The sequence below is a fragment of the Xanthomonas sp. NCPPB 1325 genome (assembly GCF_041477645.2).
GTDB lineage: Bacteria > Pseudomonadota > Gammaproteobacteria > Xanthomonadales > Xanthomonadaceae > Xanthomonas > Xanthomonas cannabis.
The window spans coordinates 2,533,582-2,548,552 of sequence record NZ_CM192985.1 but is presented as its reverse complement, the minus strand read 5'-3'; the positions used below and the strand labels follow the sequence as shown (position 1 = coordinate 2,548,552).

General features: G+C 66.3%; 15 protein-coding genes. 8 read left to right on the top strand and 7 right to left on the bottom strand.

The genetic code is table 11. The features are described 5' to 3' along the window. Positions 1–351: 351 nt before the first annotated feature. On the top strand, positions 352–1,338 hold the full coding sequence (locus tag ACCQ10_RS10805) for an RluA family pseudouridine synthase (protein WP_104580679.1): 987 nt from the start codon (positions 352–354) through the stop codon (positions 1,336–1,338). A gap of 154 nt (positions 1,339–1,492) precedes the next feature. On the opposite strand, the gene ACCQ10_RS10800 is transcribed toward ACCQ10_RS10805, so the two are convergent. The 4 genes from ACCQ10_RS10800 to ACCQ10_RS10785 all read right to left on the bottom strand — a co-directional run bounded on the left by ACCQ10_RS10800 (position 1,493) and on the right by ACCQ10_RS10785 (position 5,371). Then, positions 1,493–3,301, bottom strand: a complete 1,809-nt coding sequence (locus ACCQ10_RS10800; RefSeq protein WP_372360623.1) for a DUF3300 domain-containing protein — start codon at positions 3,299–3,301, stop codon at positions 1,493–1,495. A 242-nt stretch (positions 3,302–3,543) separates the two neighbouring features. Continuing rightward, the gene (zupT, locus tag ACCQ10_RS10795) at positions 3,544–4,362 is read right to left on the bottom strand and encodes a zinc transporter ZupT (protein WP_184440477.1); all 819 of its coding nucleotides are present in this window, start codon (positions 4,360–4,362) and stop codon (positions 3,544–3,546) included. A 233-nt stretch (positions 4,363–4,595) separates the two neighbouring features. Then, positions 4,596–5,018, bottom strand: a complete 423-nt coding sequence (locus ACCQ10_RS10790) for an energy transducer TonB (RefSeq protein WP_166751046.1) — start codon at positions 5,016–5,018, stop codon at positions 4,596–4,598. Then, positions 5,015–5,371, bottom strand: a complete 357-nt coding sequence (locus ACCQ10_RS10785) for a 4a-hydroxytetrahydrobiopterin dehydratase (protein ID WP_039409115.1) — start codon at positions 5,369–5,371, stop codon at positions 5,015–5,017. Before ACCQ10_RS10785 ends, ACCQ10_RS10790 begins: the two co-directional genes overlap by 4 nt. An 88-nt stretch (positions 5,372–5,459) precedes the next feature. Between ACCQ10_RS10785 and ACCQ10_RS10780 the strand changes: the two genes are divergently transcribed. The 3 genes from ACCQ10_RS10780 to ACCQ10_RS10770 all read left to right on the top strand — a co-directional run bounded on the left by ACCQ10_RS10780 (position 5,460) and on the right by ACCQ10_RS10770 (position 8,611). Next, positions 5,460–6,059, top strand: coding sequence for an NfuA family Fe-S biogenesis protein (locus tag ACCQ10_RS10780; protein WP_372363104.1), 600 nt, complete (start codon positions 5,460–5,462; stop codon positions 6,057–6,059). 13 nt (positions 6,060–6,072) lie between these two features. Then, positions 6,073–7,851 (top strand): transmembrane repetitive protein, encoded by a 1,779-nt coding sequence (locus tag ACCQ10_RS10775; protein WP_372363103.1) that lies wholly within the window; start codon positions 6,073–6,075, stop codon positions 7,849–7,851. Between the two features lie 109 nt (positions 7,852–7,960). Beyond that, entirely contained in the window at positions 7,961–8,611 is a 651-nt protein-coding gene (locus ACCQ10_RS10770; RefSeq protein ID WP_372360622.1) for a TraX family protein, read from the top strand. 690 nt (positions 8,612–9,301) lie between these two features. Here ACCQ10_RS10770 and ACCQ10_RS10765 read toward each other — a convergent pair. After that, a complete protein-coding gene (locus ACCQ10_RS10765; RefSeq protein ID WP_372360621.1) occupies positions 9,302–9,475 on the bottom strand; it encodes a hypothetical protein in 174 nt (57 codons plus the stop codon). Here ACCQ10_RS10765 and ACCQ10_RS10760 point away from each other — a divergent pair. Next, positions 9,474–11,045, top strand: coding sequence for a thioredoxin family protein (locus tag ACCQ10_RS10760; RefSeq protein ID WP_372360620.1), 1,572 nt, complete (start codon positions 9,474–9,476; stop codon positions 11,043–11,045). The two genes, ACCQ10_RS10765 and ACCQ10_RS10760, sit on opposite strands and share 2 nt — an antisense overlap. Before the next feature lie 179 nt (positions 11,046–11,224). Here the strand turns inward: ACCQ10_RS10760 and ACCQ10_RS10755 are convergent, their stop codons facing one another. Then, positions 11,225–11,836, bottom strand: a complete 612-nt coding sequence (locus ACCQ10_RS10755; protein ID WP_372363102.1) for a DUF1349 domain-containing protein — start codon at positions 11,834–11,836, stop codon at positions 11,225–11,227. A gap of 229 nt (positions 11,837–12,065) precedes the next feature. Here ACCQ10_RS10755 and ACCQ10_RS10750 point away from each other — a divergent pair, with 229 nt between their 5' ends. The 3 genes from ACCQ10_RS10750 (at position 12,066) to ACCQ10_RS10740 (ending at position 13,827) form a co-directional block, all read left to right on the top strand. After that, positions 12,066–12,608, top strand: coding sequence for a TetR/AcrR family transcriptional regulator (locus ACCQ10_RS10750; RefSeq protein ID WP_372360619.1), 543 nt, complete (start codon positions 12,066–12,068; stop codon positions 12,606–12,608). 369 nt (positions 12,609–12,977) lie between these two features. Continuing rightward, the gene (locus ACCQ10_RS10745) at positions 12,978–13,403 is read left to right on the top strand and encodes a YqaA family protein (RefSeq protein ID WP_039414550.1); all 426 of its coding nucleotides are present in this window, start codon (positions 12,978–12,980) and stop codon (positions 13,401–13,403) included. A gap of 148 nt (positions 13,404–13,551) precedes the next feature. After that, complete coding sequence (locus ACCQ10_RS10740) at positions 13,552–13,827, top strand: hypothetical protein (RefSeq protein ID WP_372360618.1); 276 nt, start codon at positions 13,552–13,554, stop codon at positions 13,825–13,827. A gap of 69 nt (positions 13,828–13,896) precedes the next feature. On the opposite strand, the gene ACCQ10_RS10735 is transcribed toward ACCQ10_RS10740, so the two are convergent. Then, on the bottom strand, positions 13,897–14,955 hold the full coding sequence (locus tag ACCQ10_RS10735; RefSeq protein WP_372360617.1) for a Gfo/Idh/MocA family protein: 1,059 nt from the start codon (positions 14,953–14,955) through the stop codon (positions 13,897–13,899). Between the last annotated feature and the right edge of the window lie 16 nt (positions 14,956–14,971).

The window sequence follows — 14,971 nt, the reverse complement described above, 5'->3', positions numbered from 1 at the left end:
CTGGAACAGCTTGTCGGCCCTTCGCGCAACGCGCGGACAGGCCTGACCAGGGTTTCCAGCGCTGCAACACCACGGCATGCCGCGGGAGCGCTTGTCTTTGGGTTTTATAGGTGTTTCAGGGCCGGCAGCCGCGTCCGGACGAACCGGGACAGCGCACGGGACATGTTCAGCGCAACGGTCAAAGACCGCCGGCGATGGCCGGGTAGGCCGGTGAGCCGCTAACATGGCCGCCCCTGGGGCGGTGGTCGCGCACTGTGCCGGAATCATCGGAAGTCAGGCTTCTGGCCAATCAACTTCCAACGAAATCAAACCCTTATCTCGCTCGCCGAGTGTAACAGAATAAAGAGCCGGATGACCGACCCCCAGCCTCCCAAGCCGCCTGCCGACCGTGTGGGCGTGCGCATTCTCAAAGTTCCGGAAGACCGTGCAGGGCAGCGGCTGGACAATTTCCTGCTCGGCCAGCTCAAGGGCGCGCCGCGCAGCCTGATCTACAAGCTGGTCCGCAGTGGCCAGGTGCGGGTGAACGGCGGGCGGGCCAAGGCCGAGCGCAAGCTCGAGGGCGGCGAAGAAGTGCGCATCCCGCCGGTGCGGGTGAACGAGGAGGGCGACAAGGCCGCGCCACCGTCGTCGTTCCTGGCCCGGCTGGAAGCGGCGATCGTATTCGAGGATGCGCGGCTGCTGGCGCTCAACAAGCCGTCCGGGGTTGCCAGCCATGGCGGCAGCGGGATCAGCTTCGGTGCCATCGAAACCCTGCGGGCGTTGCGGCCGAATCAGACCCTGGAACTGGTACACCGGCTCGATCGCGATACATCCGGCCTATTGATCGTGGCCAAGAAGCGCTCGGCGCTGACCGAGCTGCAGGCCTTGATGCGCGAGGACGACCGCGTCGAGGGCCGCGGCATTACCAAGCGCTACCTCACCTTGCTGGTCGGGCGCATGCCCGACGGCGTGATGACGGTGGATGCGCCGCTGCATATCGGCCTGCGCCAGGGCGGCGAGCGGCATGTGCAGGTGAATGCGATCGGCAAGCCGTCGCTGAGCCATTTCAAGTTGTTGGAACGGCGCGGCGGGCACTCGTATTGCGAAGTGCGCATCGAGACCGGCCGTACCCACCAGATCCGTGTGCATGCCCAGCACCTGGGGCACCCGGTGGCCGGCGACGACAAGTACGGCGAGGCCGAGGTCAACAAGCGGCTGCGTGACCAGTTGGGCCTGAAGCGGCTGTTCCTGCACGCGGCGTCGCTGGAGTTCGCGCTGGATTCCGGCAAGACCCCGTATGTGCTGAGCGCGCCGCTGGCGCCGGAGTTGGCCGAGGCACTGGACCGCCTGGGCCGCTGACGCAGGGGGTGCTACGCCAGCGGATCACTGCAGCCCTGGCTGACCGGAGTCAGCCAGGGCCTGTCGCGTAGCGAAAGAAGGCGACACATGGGACGCCAGCTTCGGCTCCTTCCCTCGACGTGTATGACGGCTATGCGATGACGAGACAGCCGCCTCAGCTGTCGTGACGACGCTCGTGATGCGGCGGCGCCTGTGCATGCGATTGGGACGGCCGAGGTGCCGGCGCACGATTTGGGGCGGCGCGGGGTGTGGCGAACGTGGCGACGCGCTGCGGACGCTGCTGCGCCTGAACCTGCATCAGCGGGCGTGGCTCCGGACGCGGCAGTTGCACCGGCAGTTGATGTTCCGCCCGTGGTGGCACCACGAGCGCGGCTTGCTGGCGAGGCGCCACGCGGGGTTGTTCCCGCAACTGAGGCGGCCGGGGCTGCAGCGATGCCAGCGTGCGCGGCGGGATGTCGTGCATGTTCCGGGCGGTAAATGCCTCGCGCGGCGACAGGGTGGGACGAGCCGTTTCACGAGCCGTTTCACGAGCCGGCTCACTGGCAGGGCGGGTAGTACCCGCAGGCAGCGCCTGATGTGCCGGCAGTGGTGGCATGCGCGCCAGCGCGATCGGCGATTCGCCCGTCCGCATTGCCGGAGATTCGGCAGTGGGCATCGGGTGCGGCGGGTTCGCTGGGCGCGCTGGCGACGGTAGGCTCACAGGCACGGGCTGCGGAGCTCTCGCGGCCACCGGGCGTCCTGCCTGCAGCATCTGCGCAGTGAAGTGCGGTGCGGACAGGTGCGCGACGTCGGGCGCATGGTGCAGGTCGGCGGGCGAGGGCGCCGGCGCGGTCGGTCGCGGCAACGTACCGAGTGATGGTGCAGCCGCTACAGTCGGCATGGCCGTGCGCGCCGCGGGCGAGCCTGATTTCGCAACCTCCGGTCCTGGCACAGGCGTGTAGGTCGTGTTCGACCACTGACGCTGGTCCTGCTGCACAGAGGACCGCGCCTCCACGACGGTGGTGTGGTTGTTGATGATGGTGGTACGGGGCGCGTAGACGCGCTTCTGGTAGACCACGTAATGCGGTGCGGCTGGTGGCGCGTTCCAGTCCACGCCCCAGCTGTTCCAGCCCCAGTGATGCCACGCCGGCGCCGGCGTGGCCCAGCCGAACCAGCCGTGGTGGTGCTCCAATGCGCTGCCGACCAGCACACCGACGCCAAACGACACCGCGCCAACGGTCGCCACATCGCCCTGGTCATACCAACGCACCGGGCGGTAGCGGTACTCGCGGTACACATTCACCGGCGCTCCGTACACCACGTCCGGGTCATAGCGCGGCACATACACCACCTGCGGTTGCGCAGGCTCGATGGTGATCACCGGCGAGGGCGGTGGGACGCGTTCTCCGTCCAGGACCGGCGTTACCACGACGTGCCGGGCGACCTGGACCTGCTGCTGTGGCGTGCTGCGCAGGTGGCCGCTCGCTTGCGCCCGCTGGCGCATGATCTGCACTGCGTCGAGCACGTCGTTCGGGTCATGTGCATAAGCCTCGCCCAGTGCGCGGGTCCAGTCGAGATTGCCTACCAACTGGTCCACGACATCGGGGAAGGCGGTCAAGGCCTTGACGCTGGGGTCCCAGGGCTGCGCGACGGTGGCTTGCGCGCGGTCGGCGGCTGTCAGGGCGCGGTTGCTGTGCAACCAGTCCTGCGCAGTGAGCACCTGGTCTGGATAAACTGATGCCGCCAGCGTCTGGGCCAGCAGCTTGTCGGGAAACAGGGCGATCGGTGCCACCAGTCGATACAGCTGGTCGGCGGTGGGCGCGGTGTAGGCCGGCGCCGTCGGCGTGACGGTGGCCGAGTCGGTTGGCGTCGCTGTGGGTGTCGGCGACGGTGCGCTGCGTTGGCAGCCGCCGAGCGCCAGGACACCGCTCGATGCGAGCGCCAACGCCCAGGCAAGGCGCCCCCGTGCCCATGTGCGTTGCATACGGCACCTCGCTGTGCGCGCGTGGATGACGCGCGTACCATGCGCCGCATTCAATGTCTGGAAGCTGGCTGACGTGCGGGCGATTGCCAGGCTGCGCGCCCATGTTCAGCCGCCATGCGGCTTGCCGAAGTGGCCGGCCGTCAGCGCGGGTGGACCGTCTTCCTGTGCGCTGCGCACGCCACGTTTCGATCCTTGCCCAAGGCACCCGGCGGCGTGGCAGTGCTCGATCGCCTACTCCGCGCTCAAGGTGTGGCGAAGCGGAACAACACCAGGCTGATTGCCAGCGTGCCCATGCCCGAGACCAGGCCGTAGACGGTCTCGTGGCCCTGCGCATAGCGCTTGGCGGCCGGCAGCAGCTCGTCAAGGGCAAGAAATACCATGACCCCGGAGATCAGCCCGAACACCGCACCGAACACGGCGTCGGACAGCACATTGGACAAGGCCAGATAGCCGATACCCGCACCGATGGGTTCGGCCAGTCCGCTCAGCAGGCTGGCGCCGAAGGCATAGAACTTGTTGCGTGTGGCGAAGTACACCGGCACCGCGATCGCGATGCCTTCTGGGATGTTGTGGATGGCGATGGCGAACGCCAGCGGCATGCCCACTACCGGGCTTTCCAGGGTGGCGAAAAACGTCGCCAGACCTTCGGGGAAGTTATGCGCCGTGATCGCAATGGCAGTCATCAGGCCAACGCGCCGGATATAGGCACGGTTGTCGTCGCGGAACTGCGGGTCGTCCGTGGACAGGCTCTGGTGCGGGTTGGGCACCAGTCGGTCGATCGCCATGATCAACAGCATGCCGCCCAGGAAGGTCAACGTGCCGAAGGTGAAACCCATCTTGTCGTTGTAGGCGCTGGAAAATGCCGCGATCGACTTGTTGAGGATTTCCGACAGCGACACATACACCATCGCACCGCCGGCGAAGGCCAGCCCGAACGCGAGCAGCCGCGGATTGGGCTTTTTGGCGAACACCACCATGAGGCTGCCAAGACCCGTGGCCAGTCCTGCGGCCAACGTAACCGCCAGCGCGGTCCAGACGTTCTGTGATGACACCTCAAGCATGTGATGCGACGACCTCGTGGAATGGAAAGCGCTCCTGCGGCAGGCACGTCACGTGCGCGGTCGCTGGCGGCAGCAGGATGGCCATCCACGGATGACGAACGCGTGCTGTCGAAGGCGACCGTGCGGGACATGAAAGCTGGGCAAGGCCATGGGCGCGCTGCCTCATGTATAGGCGGCAGCGAGCGCCTGTGCCCGCCGCCGATCAGCCCCTGCGGCAGGGCGGGCTGCGGGGTTCAGCTGCCGCGGCGTGCGCGCTCTTCGATGGCGAAGCACTCGTCCGGGCGCGGCACCGGCGGCTTGAACGCGACCGGCACCTGGATGGTCTGTGGCACCGGCTGCCCGTTGCGGGTGGCGGCCTTGAACTTCCACTCGCGCACGCGCTTCTGGGCGGCCTCGTCCAGCACCGGCTGGCCGCTGCCCTGCGTCACCGACACATCGGTCGGCGTGCCTTCGGTCCCGACGACCACCCGGAGCACGGTGGTGCCGCCGACGCCGGCACAGGCCAGCTCGGGCGCGTACTCGGGAGGCGGCGTCTTTACGGCGGCAAGCTCGGTGGGGGCCACGGTCGGGGTGGTGGCCTGTTGCGGAGCTTTGCCGCAGCCGCTGAGGCCGGCCGTCAGGCACAGGCCGGCGAGCGCAGCGCGAAACATGGTCATGCAGTGACTCCCTGATCGTAGAGTTGTGCGGTCTTGGCCGCGCAGATGAAGTCGTTTTCACTCAGACCGCCCACGTCGTGGGTGGAATAGCGCACCACGACCCGGTCGTAGTGCACGCCCAGGTCGGGGTGATGGTCTTCGCGATGCGCAATCCAGGCCAGCGCGTTGACGAAGGCCAGGGTGCGGTAATAGTCGGCGAAGCGGAACGTGCGCGTGATGGCCGTGCCGGCTTCGCTCAGCTCCCAGCCGGGAACCTGCGGCAACAGCTCGGCCAGGCGTGCTTCGCCAAGCTTGTGGTCGCTGCCCTTGCGCGGAAGGCAATGGGCCTGCTCCAGGGGAATCAGATCGGTCATGACGGTCTCGCAGGGGTGGCGGACGGCGCACCCGCCAGGATCACGGTGTTCCATGAGCGAGGGCGCATTGAGCGGTAGAATAACCCGCATGATCCAGATATCCGACAAAGCCCAGACCTATTTCCGCAAGCTCATCGAACGCGAGGGCGTGCCCGGCATGGGCGTGCGCCTGAGCGCAGTGGATGCGGGCACCCCGCGCGCCGACGCCCGGCTCGAGTTCGCCGAACCGGCGGACCTGAGCGGCGACGAATGGGCGATCGACTGCGACGGCTTCACCTTATATATCGTCGCCGCCAGCGTGCCCTGGGTGGATGGCGCCGAGATCGACTACGTCACCCAGTCCACCGGCAATCAGCAGCTCACCATCAAGGCGCCCAAGATCAAGGGCGAGGCACCGGCGGAGTCGGCCTCGATGGTGGAGCGCGTGCGCTGGGTGGTGGAGAACGAGATCAACCCGCAGCTGGCATCGCATGGTGGACGCGTGGCGGTGCAGGAAGTCTCGGCCGATGGCGTGGTGCTGCTGCGTTTCGGCGGCGGCTGTCACGGCTGCGGCATGGCCGATGTCACCCTCAAACAGGGTATCGAGAAGACGCTGATGGGACGCGTACCCGGCGTGATCGCGGTGCGCGATGCCACCGATCACGCCACCGGCGACGCGCCGTATATCCCGCGCGACAGCGCGGCCTGATTCCGCGCCACCGGTGACAACGGCTGCCGATCTGCTGCAGGCACTGCGCGCGCGCATGCCGGGCAAGCTCATTCTGGATCGGCGTACCGGCCTGCCGTATGGCTGGGGTATCTGGATGGGCAGCCGCGCACACGCCGCTGCGCCGTTCAACGATGACCAGCTGACGGATGTGCTGCTGGCACGGGCACAGCCGTCGCAGCGCGAGGTGGGCGGTGCAGCCATCCTGTCGCCATTCCAGGCATTTCGCAGTCTGTGGTGGCAGCACTGGGACCCGCGTCCGAAGGATCAGCGTCGGCAGCACTGGTTGGCGTTGCTCGGCAGTTTTCTGATCCACCTCGGTTTCATTGCGCTGCTCGTCTGGGTGGTCACCGTGCGCTGGGCGCCGGATGACACCAAGCCTGGCGATGAATCGCGGGTACGCATGACCTTCATTGGCGATGGCGCGGTGGAGCAGGGCGGTGGTGCGGGGCAACCTGGGCCTGCGGCACCGACTACGGCGTCTGCTTCAGCGCAAGCAGATGCATCGGTGGCAGCGGGCGAACCAACTCCATCGCCGACGCAGGCGCAGCCGGCTGCCGATCCGGTCGAAAGCTCCAGTACGGCACAGATGCGAAACGAGGCGCCGGAGCCTGCGGATGCGGTCAGCGAACCGGTGACCGCGGATGTTCCGCAAGTGACCGTGCAGGTGCCGCCGGTGACGATCGAATCCCCGCTGCAAGTGACCGAAACGCCGGTGGCCACCAACGATTTTGTCGTGCCACCGCCACCAACGATCACGCTGACGCCGCGTGCCATCGAACGCGCGGCGCCGCAGGTCGAGGTCCGTCAACGCGACATCCAGACAGTGACCGAGCGCCCGCAGGTTCGCGAACTGAAACGTCCTGCTACCGAAGTGGCGGTGCGCACTGCCGATGCGCCAACGGTGCGCGAGCGCGCCGTCGTCATACCCGAGCGCCCACACGTGCCGGCGCCGGCCGCACGCGTGCGCGAGATAGCACCGGCGGTGCGCATGCCGGATGTTGCGGTGCGCACCGCAGAGTTGCCGAGCGTGCCCGATCCGGCGCCGACGCCTGTGGCGGCGGCACCTGCGGCGCAAGCGGCGCCTGCGGATGCTTCACCGAGGCAGCCAGCCGCCGCGGAATCGGTGCAAGCGACAACGCAGACGCAGGCCAATCCCTCTCAGCCCGAGCGTTCCAGCAGCGCGGCAGCATCGTCAGCAGCTAAGCCGGCAGCCGACAGCAACGCCGGCCCGAAGCCTGCCGACCGCAGCGGCGGATGGGATGTGGCCGCCAATGCCGACGACTGGAGCAAATCCGACCGCACCCGCCGCGGCGAAACCACCGGCGGCAATGGTCGGCGCGATGGCATGTTCAATAGCGACGGCAGCGTCCGCGTGGCCGGGACCGGCGATGCCGGCAGCGGCGCTGGCGATCGCGGGCCGCCCGGCAGCGACACCGACACCTGGACCCGCGACCAGATCGCCCAGGGCGGCACCTGGCTCAAACGGCCGCCGTACGGCTATACGCCGACCTCGCTGGACAAGTACTGGATGCCCAACCAGACGCTGCTGCAGGAGTGGGTGCGCCGCGGGCTGAAAAAGATCGAGATTCCGATCCCGGGCACCACTACCAAGATCAGCTGCGTGGTGTCGCTGCTGCAATTCGGCGGCGGCTGCGGCCTGAGCGACCCGAACCTCAACGACCAACCAGCCACTGCAAGGCCGCCACCGGATGTGCCGTTCAAGCGGGAGCTGCAGGAGGACAAGGGTACGCTGCGGCGGAGTGGCGAATGATCGTGGGCCGTCTCCCGTTCCGTCGAACAGCTGCCGATGGGGCAGGGCGGCGACGTTCCCCGCTGGCACGCTCGCGCACGCAGCCGAACCGGCGCGGCGAACCGCCGCAATGACCAGCGGCGGCCGTGAATTCTTGAAATGGCTGGCCGCCGTCTTCATGACCGGCGACCACGCGCTCAAGATCCTGGGCTTCGGTTACGTGCCGGTCGTGACCGAGTTGGGGCGCGTCGCGTTCCCGCTGTTTGCGTTGGTTCTGGCCTACAACCTCGCGCAGCCCGATGCCGACGTTGAAAAGTCGGTCAAGCGCTTGTTCGTGTGGGGCCTGGTCGCCGCGCCAGTGAACGCGATCGCGACGCAGACGGTGTTTACGCTCAATGTGCTGCTGTCCTTTGCATTGTCTGCCGTCTGCATTCTCAGCATCGAGCGCCGTCGATGGGTCTTTCTGACGGTGTGCGCCGTGCTGGCGCCGGCGGCGGTCGATTACCAATGGAGCGGCCTGGCAGTGGTGCTGGGCGGCTGGGTGTACTGGCGCAATCCATGGCATTGGCGATTGCCGAAAGCCGTGTCAGCGCTCTTGTTGCTGGCGCTGCCGGTGTTCTCGCTTTTCTTCATCAACGGTAATTTCTGGGCATTGCTGGCGATACCGTTGCTGACGCTTGCGCGCCTGCGCATTCCCGTGCCACGCACAGGCAGGGCCTTTTATTTCTACTACGTGGGTCATCTGATGGTTCTCACGGGGTTGTCGTACGCAAGGGTTTGAGACAACCACCAGACTGCGTGTGTCGCCCATGGGCGGGACGAGCTGCAGGATGCACTTCACAGCAAATCGCGGTATCAGCACCAGAGCTTCGGCGCCTGCAGCGAGAGCCTGATAAAGCAGCGTAATGCGTGCTCCTCCTGCTGCGGCAGTGAGCGGCTTGGCCTCATTGTTTGGTAGCCGTCGCACATTGCGGCACGTGGAGTGAAAGTAACCGCTTTTACATAATATACATTATGCGAAGTGAAAGATGTGGTCACACGGCGCCCCAACCGGCAGCTGTTGCGCTTGTAGGCTGTGTGTACTGGTGGTGCGACGCGACTAAGCAATGGCCGCCCACCGGGCGGCGGCCATTGAATTCATATCAGATGCAAGATGTCCCAAGTACCGAAGACCGCAACATCCAAGCCCGTCGAACGATCCTTGTCGCTGCCCTGACCCTGGGGCTACTGATGAATCACCCATCCGATGAATCACCCATCCGACGCGCAAAATCATCCCTCCGTCAACGCAGTGCCTGATGCCGGCACGTCAAAGCAGTTCCCGGAAGGTCGGCCCACCCTCCCAGAGTGGACTCATCTCGGCATGTCTATGCGGGCGCTGGAACGCGCCTACCTCGAATCGTATGAGCAGTCCGGATTCCGGTTGGCCAGCCGCCATGTTTCGCCGTCCCCAGGCGCCAGGCAGTCTGAATCAATCTGCCACGACAATTGCGTTATCGGCCTGGATTGCGCCCGGCGTGACAGCCGTTCGCATTGCCGGGTCTTCAAGAAATCGAAGGAAGTGACAGTGCCGGTGCACGCGGCGCAGCGTTCCGGGCTGCATGATGACGCGTGCAACCGTCTCCTTCAGGCAAAGGCGTTGCATGGCACTGTCCCTTCGTTCGCGATCCCTGGCACTGATGACGCTCTCGGCTGTCCTTGCGACACTGACTGCATGCGAAAAACCCGCGTCGCCAGCGGCGCCCTCCCCGCCTGCAACTGCGCGAGCGCAAGCGCCGGCCAGCATCCAGTGGCAGGAAGGCAATGTCGACAAAGCCTTTGAAGAAGCCAGGAAGACCGGCAAGCCGCTCTTGATGTACTGGGGTGCGGTGTGGTGCCCGCCTTGCAATCGCCTCAAGGCCACCACGTTCAAGGATCCGGCATTCATTGCGCAAGCGCGACAGTTCGTAGCGGTGCACCTGGATGGAGACCTGGAGGAGGCGCAGGCCGCTGGTGAGCGCTTTGGGGTCAAGGGCTATCCGACCATGATCATGCTGCGTGCGGACGGCAGCGAAATCACCCGGGTGATCGGCGATACCACCACGGCCCAGCTCATCCAGAGCCTGCGCGCAGCGACCCAGTTGCCGACCGGCACCAAGCAACTGCTGGACGCAGCGTTGAAGACTCCGGCATCGCTGAAGCCGGATCAATGGGCGTTGCTGAGCAACTATGGCTGGCTGCTGGACAACCAGCTGGTCGATGCCAAGGACGCCCCCGGCGTGCTCGCCACGCTGGCAAAAACAGCGCCGGAGCCGCATCTGCAACGGCGCTTCGGGTTGTTGGCGGTACTGGTCGGCGGGCAGAAGCCGGTGGCCTCTGCGGCAACGCACGCACTGCTGCAGGCCGTGATCGCAGACCCGGCGGATGTACGCGCCAACCTGCACGTACTGAGCGCGTATGCCGCCACGCTGGTGGCCGCCGCCACCGACGATGCAGGCGAGCGCGCCGCCTTGTCCAAGGCATGGAATGCGGCATTGGCGCAGGCCTACGCCGACCCCACGCTGCCGATCGTGGACCGCTTGCGCACCGCATCTGCAGCGGTCGACCTCGCACGGTTGGCCCAGGGACAACCCGCAGCATCGGAGGCGGCCGGGCCGCAGCCTCCCCTGCCCGCCGACGTGGTCGACACCGTGCATCAGCGCGTTCAGTGGGCGCTGGCAACGGCAAAGACGGCCGAGGAGCGTCAGTCCACCATCGAGGCCGCCGTCGACCTGCTGGTCGACGCGGGCGACAACAGCGGCGCCGAACAGGTACTGCTGGCCGAGCTGGGGCGCAGCAAGACCCCTTCGTACTACATGCCTTACCTGGGTCATCTGGCCGAGGAACGCGGCGACCGCAAGACCGCGTTGTCCTGGTTCAAGAAGGCGTACGAAGCTCCAGGTAGCGAGGGCACTCTGATACAGCGCGGCATGCCCTACCTGGGTGCCATGATCCGGCTCAGCCCTGACGATGCGCGTGGCATCGAGGCGGTTGCCACCCAGGTGCTCGGCGATCTGGCCAGGCAGCCCGACGGCTATCTGCGCAAGAACCGCAGGCATTTCGATCCTGTCGGCGCATCCTTGCGAGCCTGGAGCAAGCAACATCGTGCGCAAGGCGCTGCGGTGATGGCCCGGGTGCACGAGACGGCCAGGACCCTGTGCGGCAGCAAGACCGATTGCTCGGCCTGGCTGGGCTAGGCCGCGAAGTCTGCGGCGAGCGCGTCCACGGTGGCGCGTACGACTCATCCCACCGCTGGCATGTATCTCGCGAGGGCGCGACCGACATCGCGCTGATGACTCGCCTCGACGGTAGCTGCAGGCGTGGCCGCCCCACTCTGCCCGTCGTGGAGCGTGCCAATCGCGCTGGCAGGCATCTCTCACGACAGATCGTGCAGTTCCTTGCCCAGCACCGGGCCGAGTTGCCAGTCCGAGAACTGCACCTTCAAGCCTTCGCGTTCCGGTGTGCAGGTCATCGGGCCGGCCAGATAACGTGCGGCGACCGGGAACGGGCACAGCCGAACCAGCGGCCAGTAGATGCCGTCCCTGGACGCCTGCAGACGCAGCACGCCCTTTTCGACGGTGGCGCGCATCCAGAAGTCGGACGGCTCTCCTTCGTAAGGACCGGTGGCCCAGTCCGACCTGCCGTCGGTGAGCACGCTGCTGAGCATGGCGCGGCCGTCGCTGAGCTCGATGCCAGCCTTGACCCACTGGCGCTCGTTGGCGCGGATCATGATGCCGGCCTGGTCGTAGAGTTGATCGAACCTGCCGCGAATGCGTAGCTGGCAGGTAAATGCAGCCGGCGCCACGAAGCCGAGAAAATGCCCGCTGTCGCGCGTGAAGCCATAGTGCGTCTCACGCCAGAAGTCCGTGCCCTTGTCGGTCACGACCTCGAGCACGTCGTCGTCCAGCACGCGATGCTGCCTGGGCGCATTGAGCCAGCTGCCCTGCTGCCAGCGACTGGGCGCTGCTGCGCCTGCACCGGTCGCCATGACCACGCTGCCGGCAGCCAGGCCACCCAGGGTCAGCCTGCGCCCGATATCGATGGGGTGTTGTTCGCAATCGCTCATGCCTGTTCCTCTCGAGGTAACGCTACGCCATGCCATCCGGGGAGCCTCCGCGTCAGGCGCGGAAGCCAATTGCGCCAATTTGTACATCCGTACCAATTGGTGAGTCAACTCTGGATTACCATCACGGCGGTCGATACGTGCGTGGATGCAGATGAGCGGCAGAACCTGGCGCCAGGATCCAAACCGGAAAGAACACATCGAGCTGGCCGCGCTGCAGGTGATCGTGGAGCATGGCGTGGCCGGCACCACCTTCCGCAAGGTCGCCGAGCAGGCGCAGGTGCCCCTGGGTGCGACCACCTACTACTTCGGCTCGATGCACGAACTGTTGATTGCCGCCTTTACGCGCTTTTCGCAGGAGGTCTCCAGCAACTTTGCCGCCGAAGTCCGCGCTGCCAGGAACCGCGACCAAGCCTGCGATGCGGTGGTGAACATCATCTTTGCCGACGGCACGGCGTCCCCGCGGGTGCTGCTGCTCAGCTATGAGCTGTATGCGTTTGCGCGCCGTCATCCGGAGATGACCGCGATCATGGAGCAGTGGATGGCACGTAGCCGGGCAGCGCTGGAGCTGCATTTTTCCAAGGCCGCTGCGAGCGCGATCGATGCCTTGATCGAAGGCATGACCATCCACCGCTCGGTGGTGCGCATGACCAAGAAAAGCGTGCGCAATGCGGTGGGGCAGCTTGCCTTGCTGTGACGGCTGGTCAGGCTCGTTGCTGCATGCAAGCGAGGCAGAACCTGGCAGTGCGGTGTGCACCGGCTGACGCAGGCACTGCCAGCCATGGACCATCTGCTCGGGAGGGCCGCGTTGCTCGCGAACCGGGCCCTACACGCGGCGTGTCACCCGTGTGCAGCTGGCCGCTGCGCAACCGGCGATTCTCGCAGTGCCCTGCCCTACCGGTCGCCCGGTTGGCCCGGCATGCGCTGCATCGCCGCCAAAGCGGCGCGACGCCTGCCTCCAGTCAGCACCCGCAGCTGCCAGGGCGATTGCGCAAGCGGTCGTTGCCAGGCCGCTGGTGGCGGACGTCGATACACTCAAGCCGCCTCCATCCGCTACAGGTCATCGTTGACGTACCTCTCGTTGTTTGCCCTGTCATTGATCGCCGCTACCCTGCTGCCTGCGCAATCGGAAGCGGCATTGGCAGCCTTGTTGCTGGATGGCGGCTCGGTGGTGGGGCTGGTTGCGGCGGCGAGCCTGGGCAACGTCCTGGGCTCGCTCATCAACTGGTGGATCGGGCGCGAGGTGGTGCGCTTTCAGGAGCGACCCTGGTTTCCGGTCAAACCGGCTGCCCTGGCGCGTGCACAGGCGTGGTATGGCCGGTACGGCAGGTGGTCGCTGCTACTGAGCTGGATGCCGGTGATCGGCGACCCGCTGACACTGGCCGCAGGCGTCATGCGTGAGCCGCTGCGCGTCTTCCTGCCGCTGGTGGCTGTCGCCAAGACCACGCGTTACATCGTGCTGGCATGGGCAACGGTGTCGCTCATGCGCTGACCGCAGCACGCGCGTCAGTCGGGGGAGCTCGTCCCCGGAGGTGGCGCCGACGGACCGTTAACGCACGTTGCCTATGCTGACGACGCGCAGCGGGGCACCCGTTGCGTCTCCAAGGACAGTGCATCACGGACATCGCAAAGGAGATCGTATGAAACAACTGCACAGTGTGTTGCTTGCTGGATGCCTGCTCGGCCTGAGCGCCCAGGCCTGGGCGGAGGTCGCCAACCTGACCAACAGCGCCGATGGCGCCAACCGCGATGCGGGCATTGCGGCGGTCAAGAAGAAACTGCAGGACGCCTGTACGTCGCGTCAGGGCAAGGTTGATCCGGCATCGTTCGAAGTGGTGTTCGAAAAGACCAGCACCAACCCCGACGTCCCCAAGCCGTATTACGTGGATGCCAAGATCAAGTGCGACCTGCCGTAACGAAGGCGGCGGGCGCGCAGTAGACCTCCGCGCCCGCCGCCATCGCTGCAAGCTGCATGGCGCCGCTGTTCAAAGGGCTGCTGCGCCAGCCGCACTGGCGGCCTGCACCTGTGCGCGTGCCACGTCCAGTGTGTGCATGATCTCCACCACTTCATCCAGGGGATGCAGCGGCGATTGGGTGTAACCCTGGCCGATGTATCGGGCGGCCGCGGTGGCTTGCCATGACAGTCCCTGGTAACCCTTGATGCCGGTCGGGTCGGTCCATTCCACGGCGGCGCCGGCATCCTGGTTGCCGGCAATGTGCAGCGTGGTCGGATTATGGAAATCGCCGGCCAGGTCGATACGGCCTTCGGTGCCGGCGACATAGGCGCGCGAACTGCTGCGTCCGACGATGGAACTGATCAGGGTGGATTGCGCATGCGCGCCATGCGACAGCACCACGGTCGAGAAGGCATCCACACCGGTTTCGGTGAGCGCTCCCACCGCAGTGATTGCGGTGGGGGCCGCGAGGATCATGGAAGAGAACTGCACCGCGTAGACGCCCAGGTCGAGCAAGGCGCCGCCACCGAGTTCGGGCCGGCGTTGCCGGTGTGCGGGGTCGCTGGGGCCGTGCTGACTCAGGTCGGCAAACACATGCCGCACGTCACCAAGCGCGCCGTCGGCCAGCAGCCTGCGGATCACCGAGGTGTGTGGGAGATATCTGCTCCACATGGCCTCCATCAGGAACAGGCCGCGCGCATGCGCTTCTTCCACCAGCACGCGCGCATCGGCGGCGCAGGTGGTCATGGGCTTTTCGATCAGCACATGCTTGCCGGCACGTAACGCTAGCAGGCCGTGTTCGAGGTGTTCGCTATGCGGCGTGGCGACGTAGACGATATCGATATGCGGGTCTTCGACCAAGGCGTCGTAGCGATCGTACGCACGGTCCATTGCCCAGGTGTTCGCAAACGCATGCGCACGCTCGGCACTGCGCGAGGCCACCGCAACCGGACGTTGCGCAGTGTGACGACGCATGGCGCCCACGAATGCCGAGGCGATGACGCCGGGGCCCAGCACGCCCCAGCGCAGCGAGGGCTCGCCCTGGCCAGGCAGAAAAAGCGCGGGCTCCGGCACATGCAGTGACGTCATGGGGATGGGCATCTCT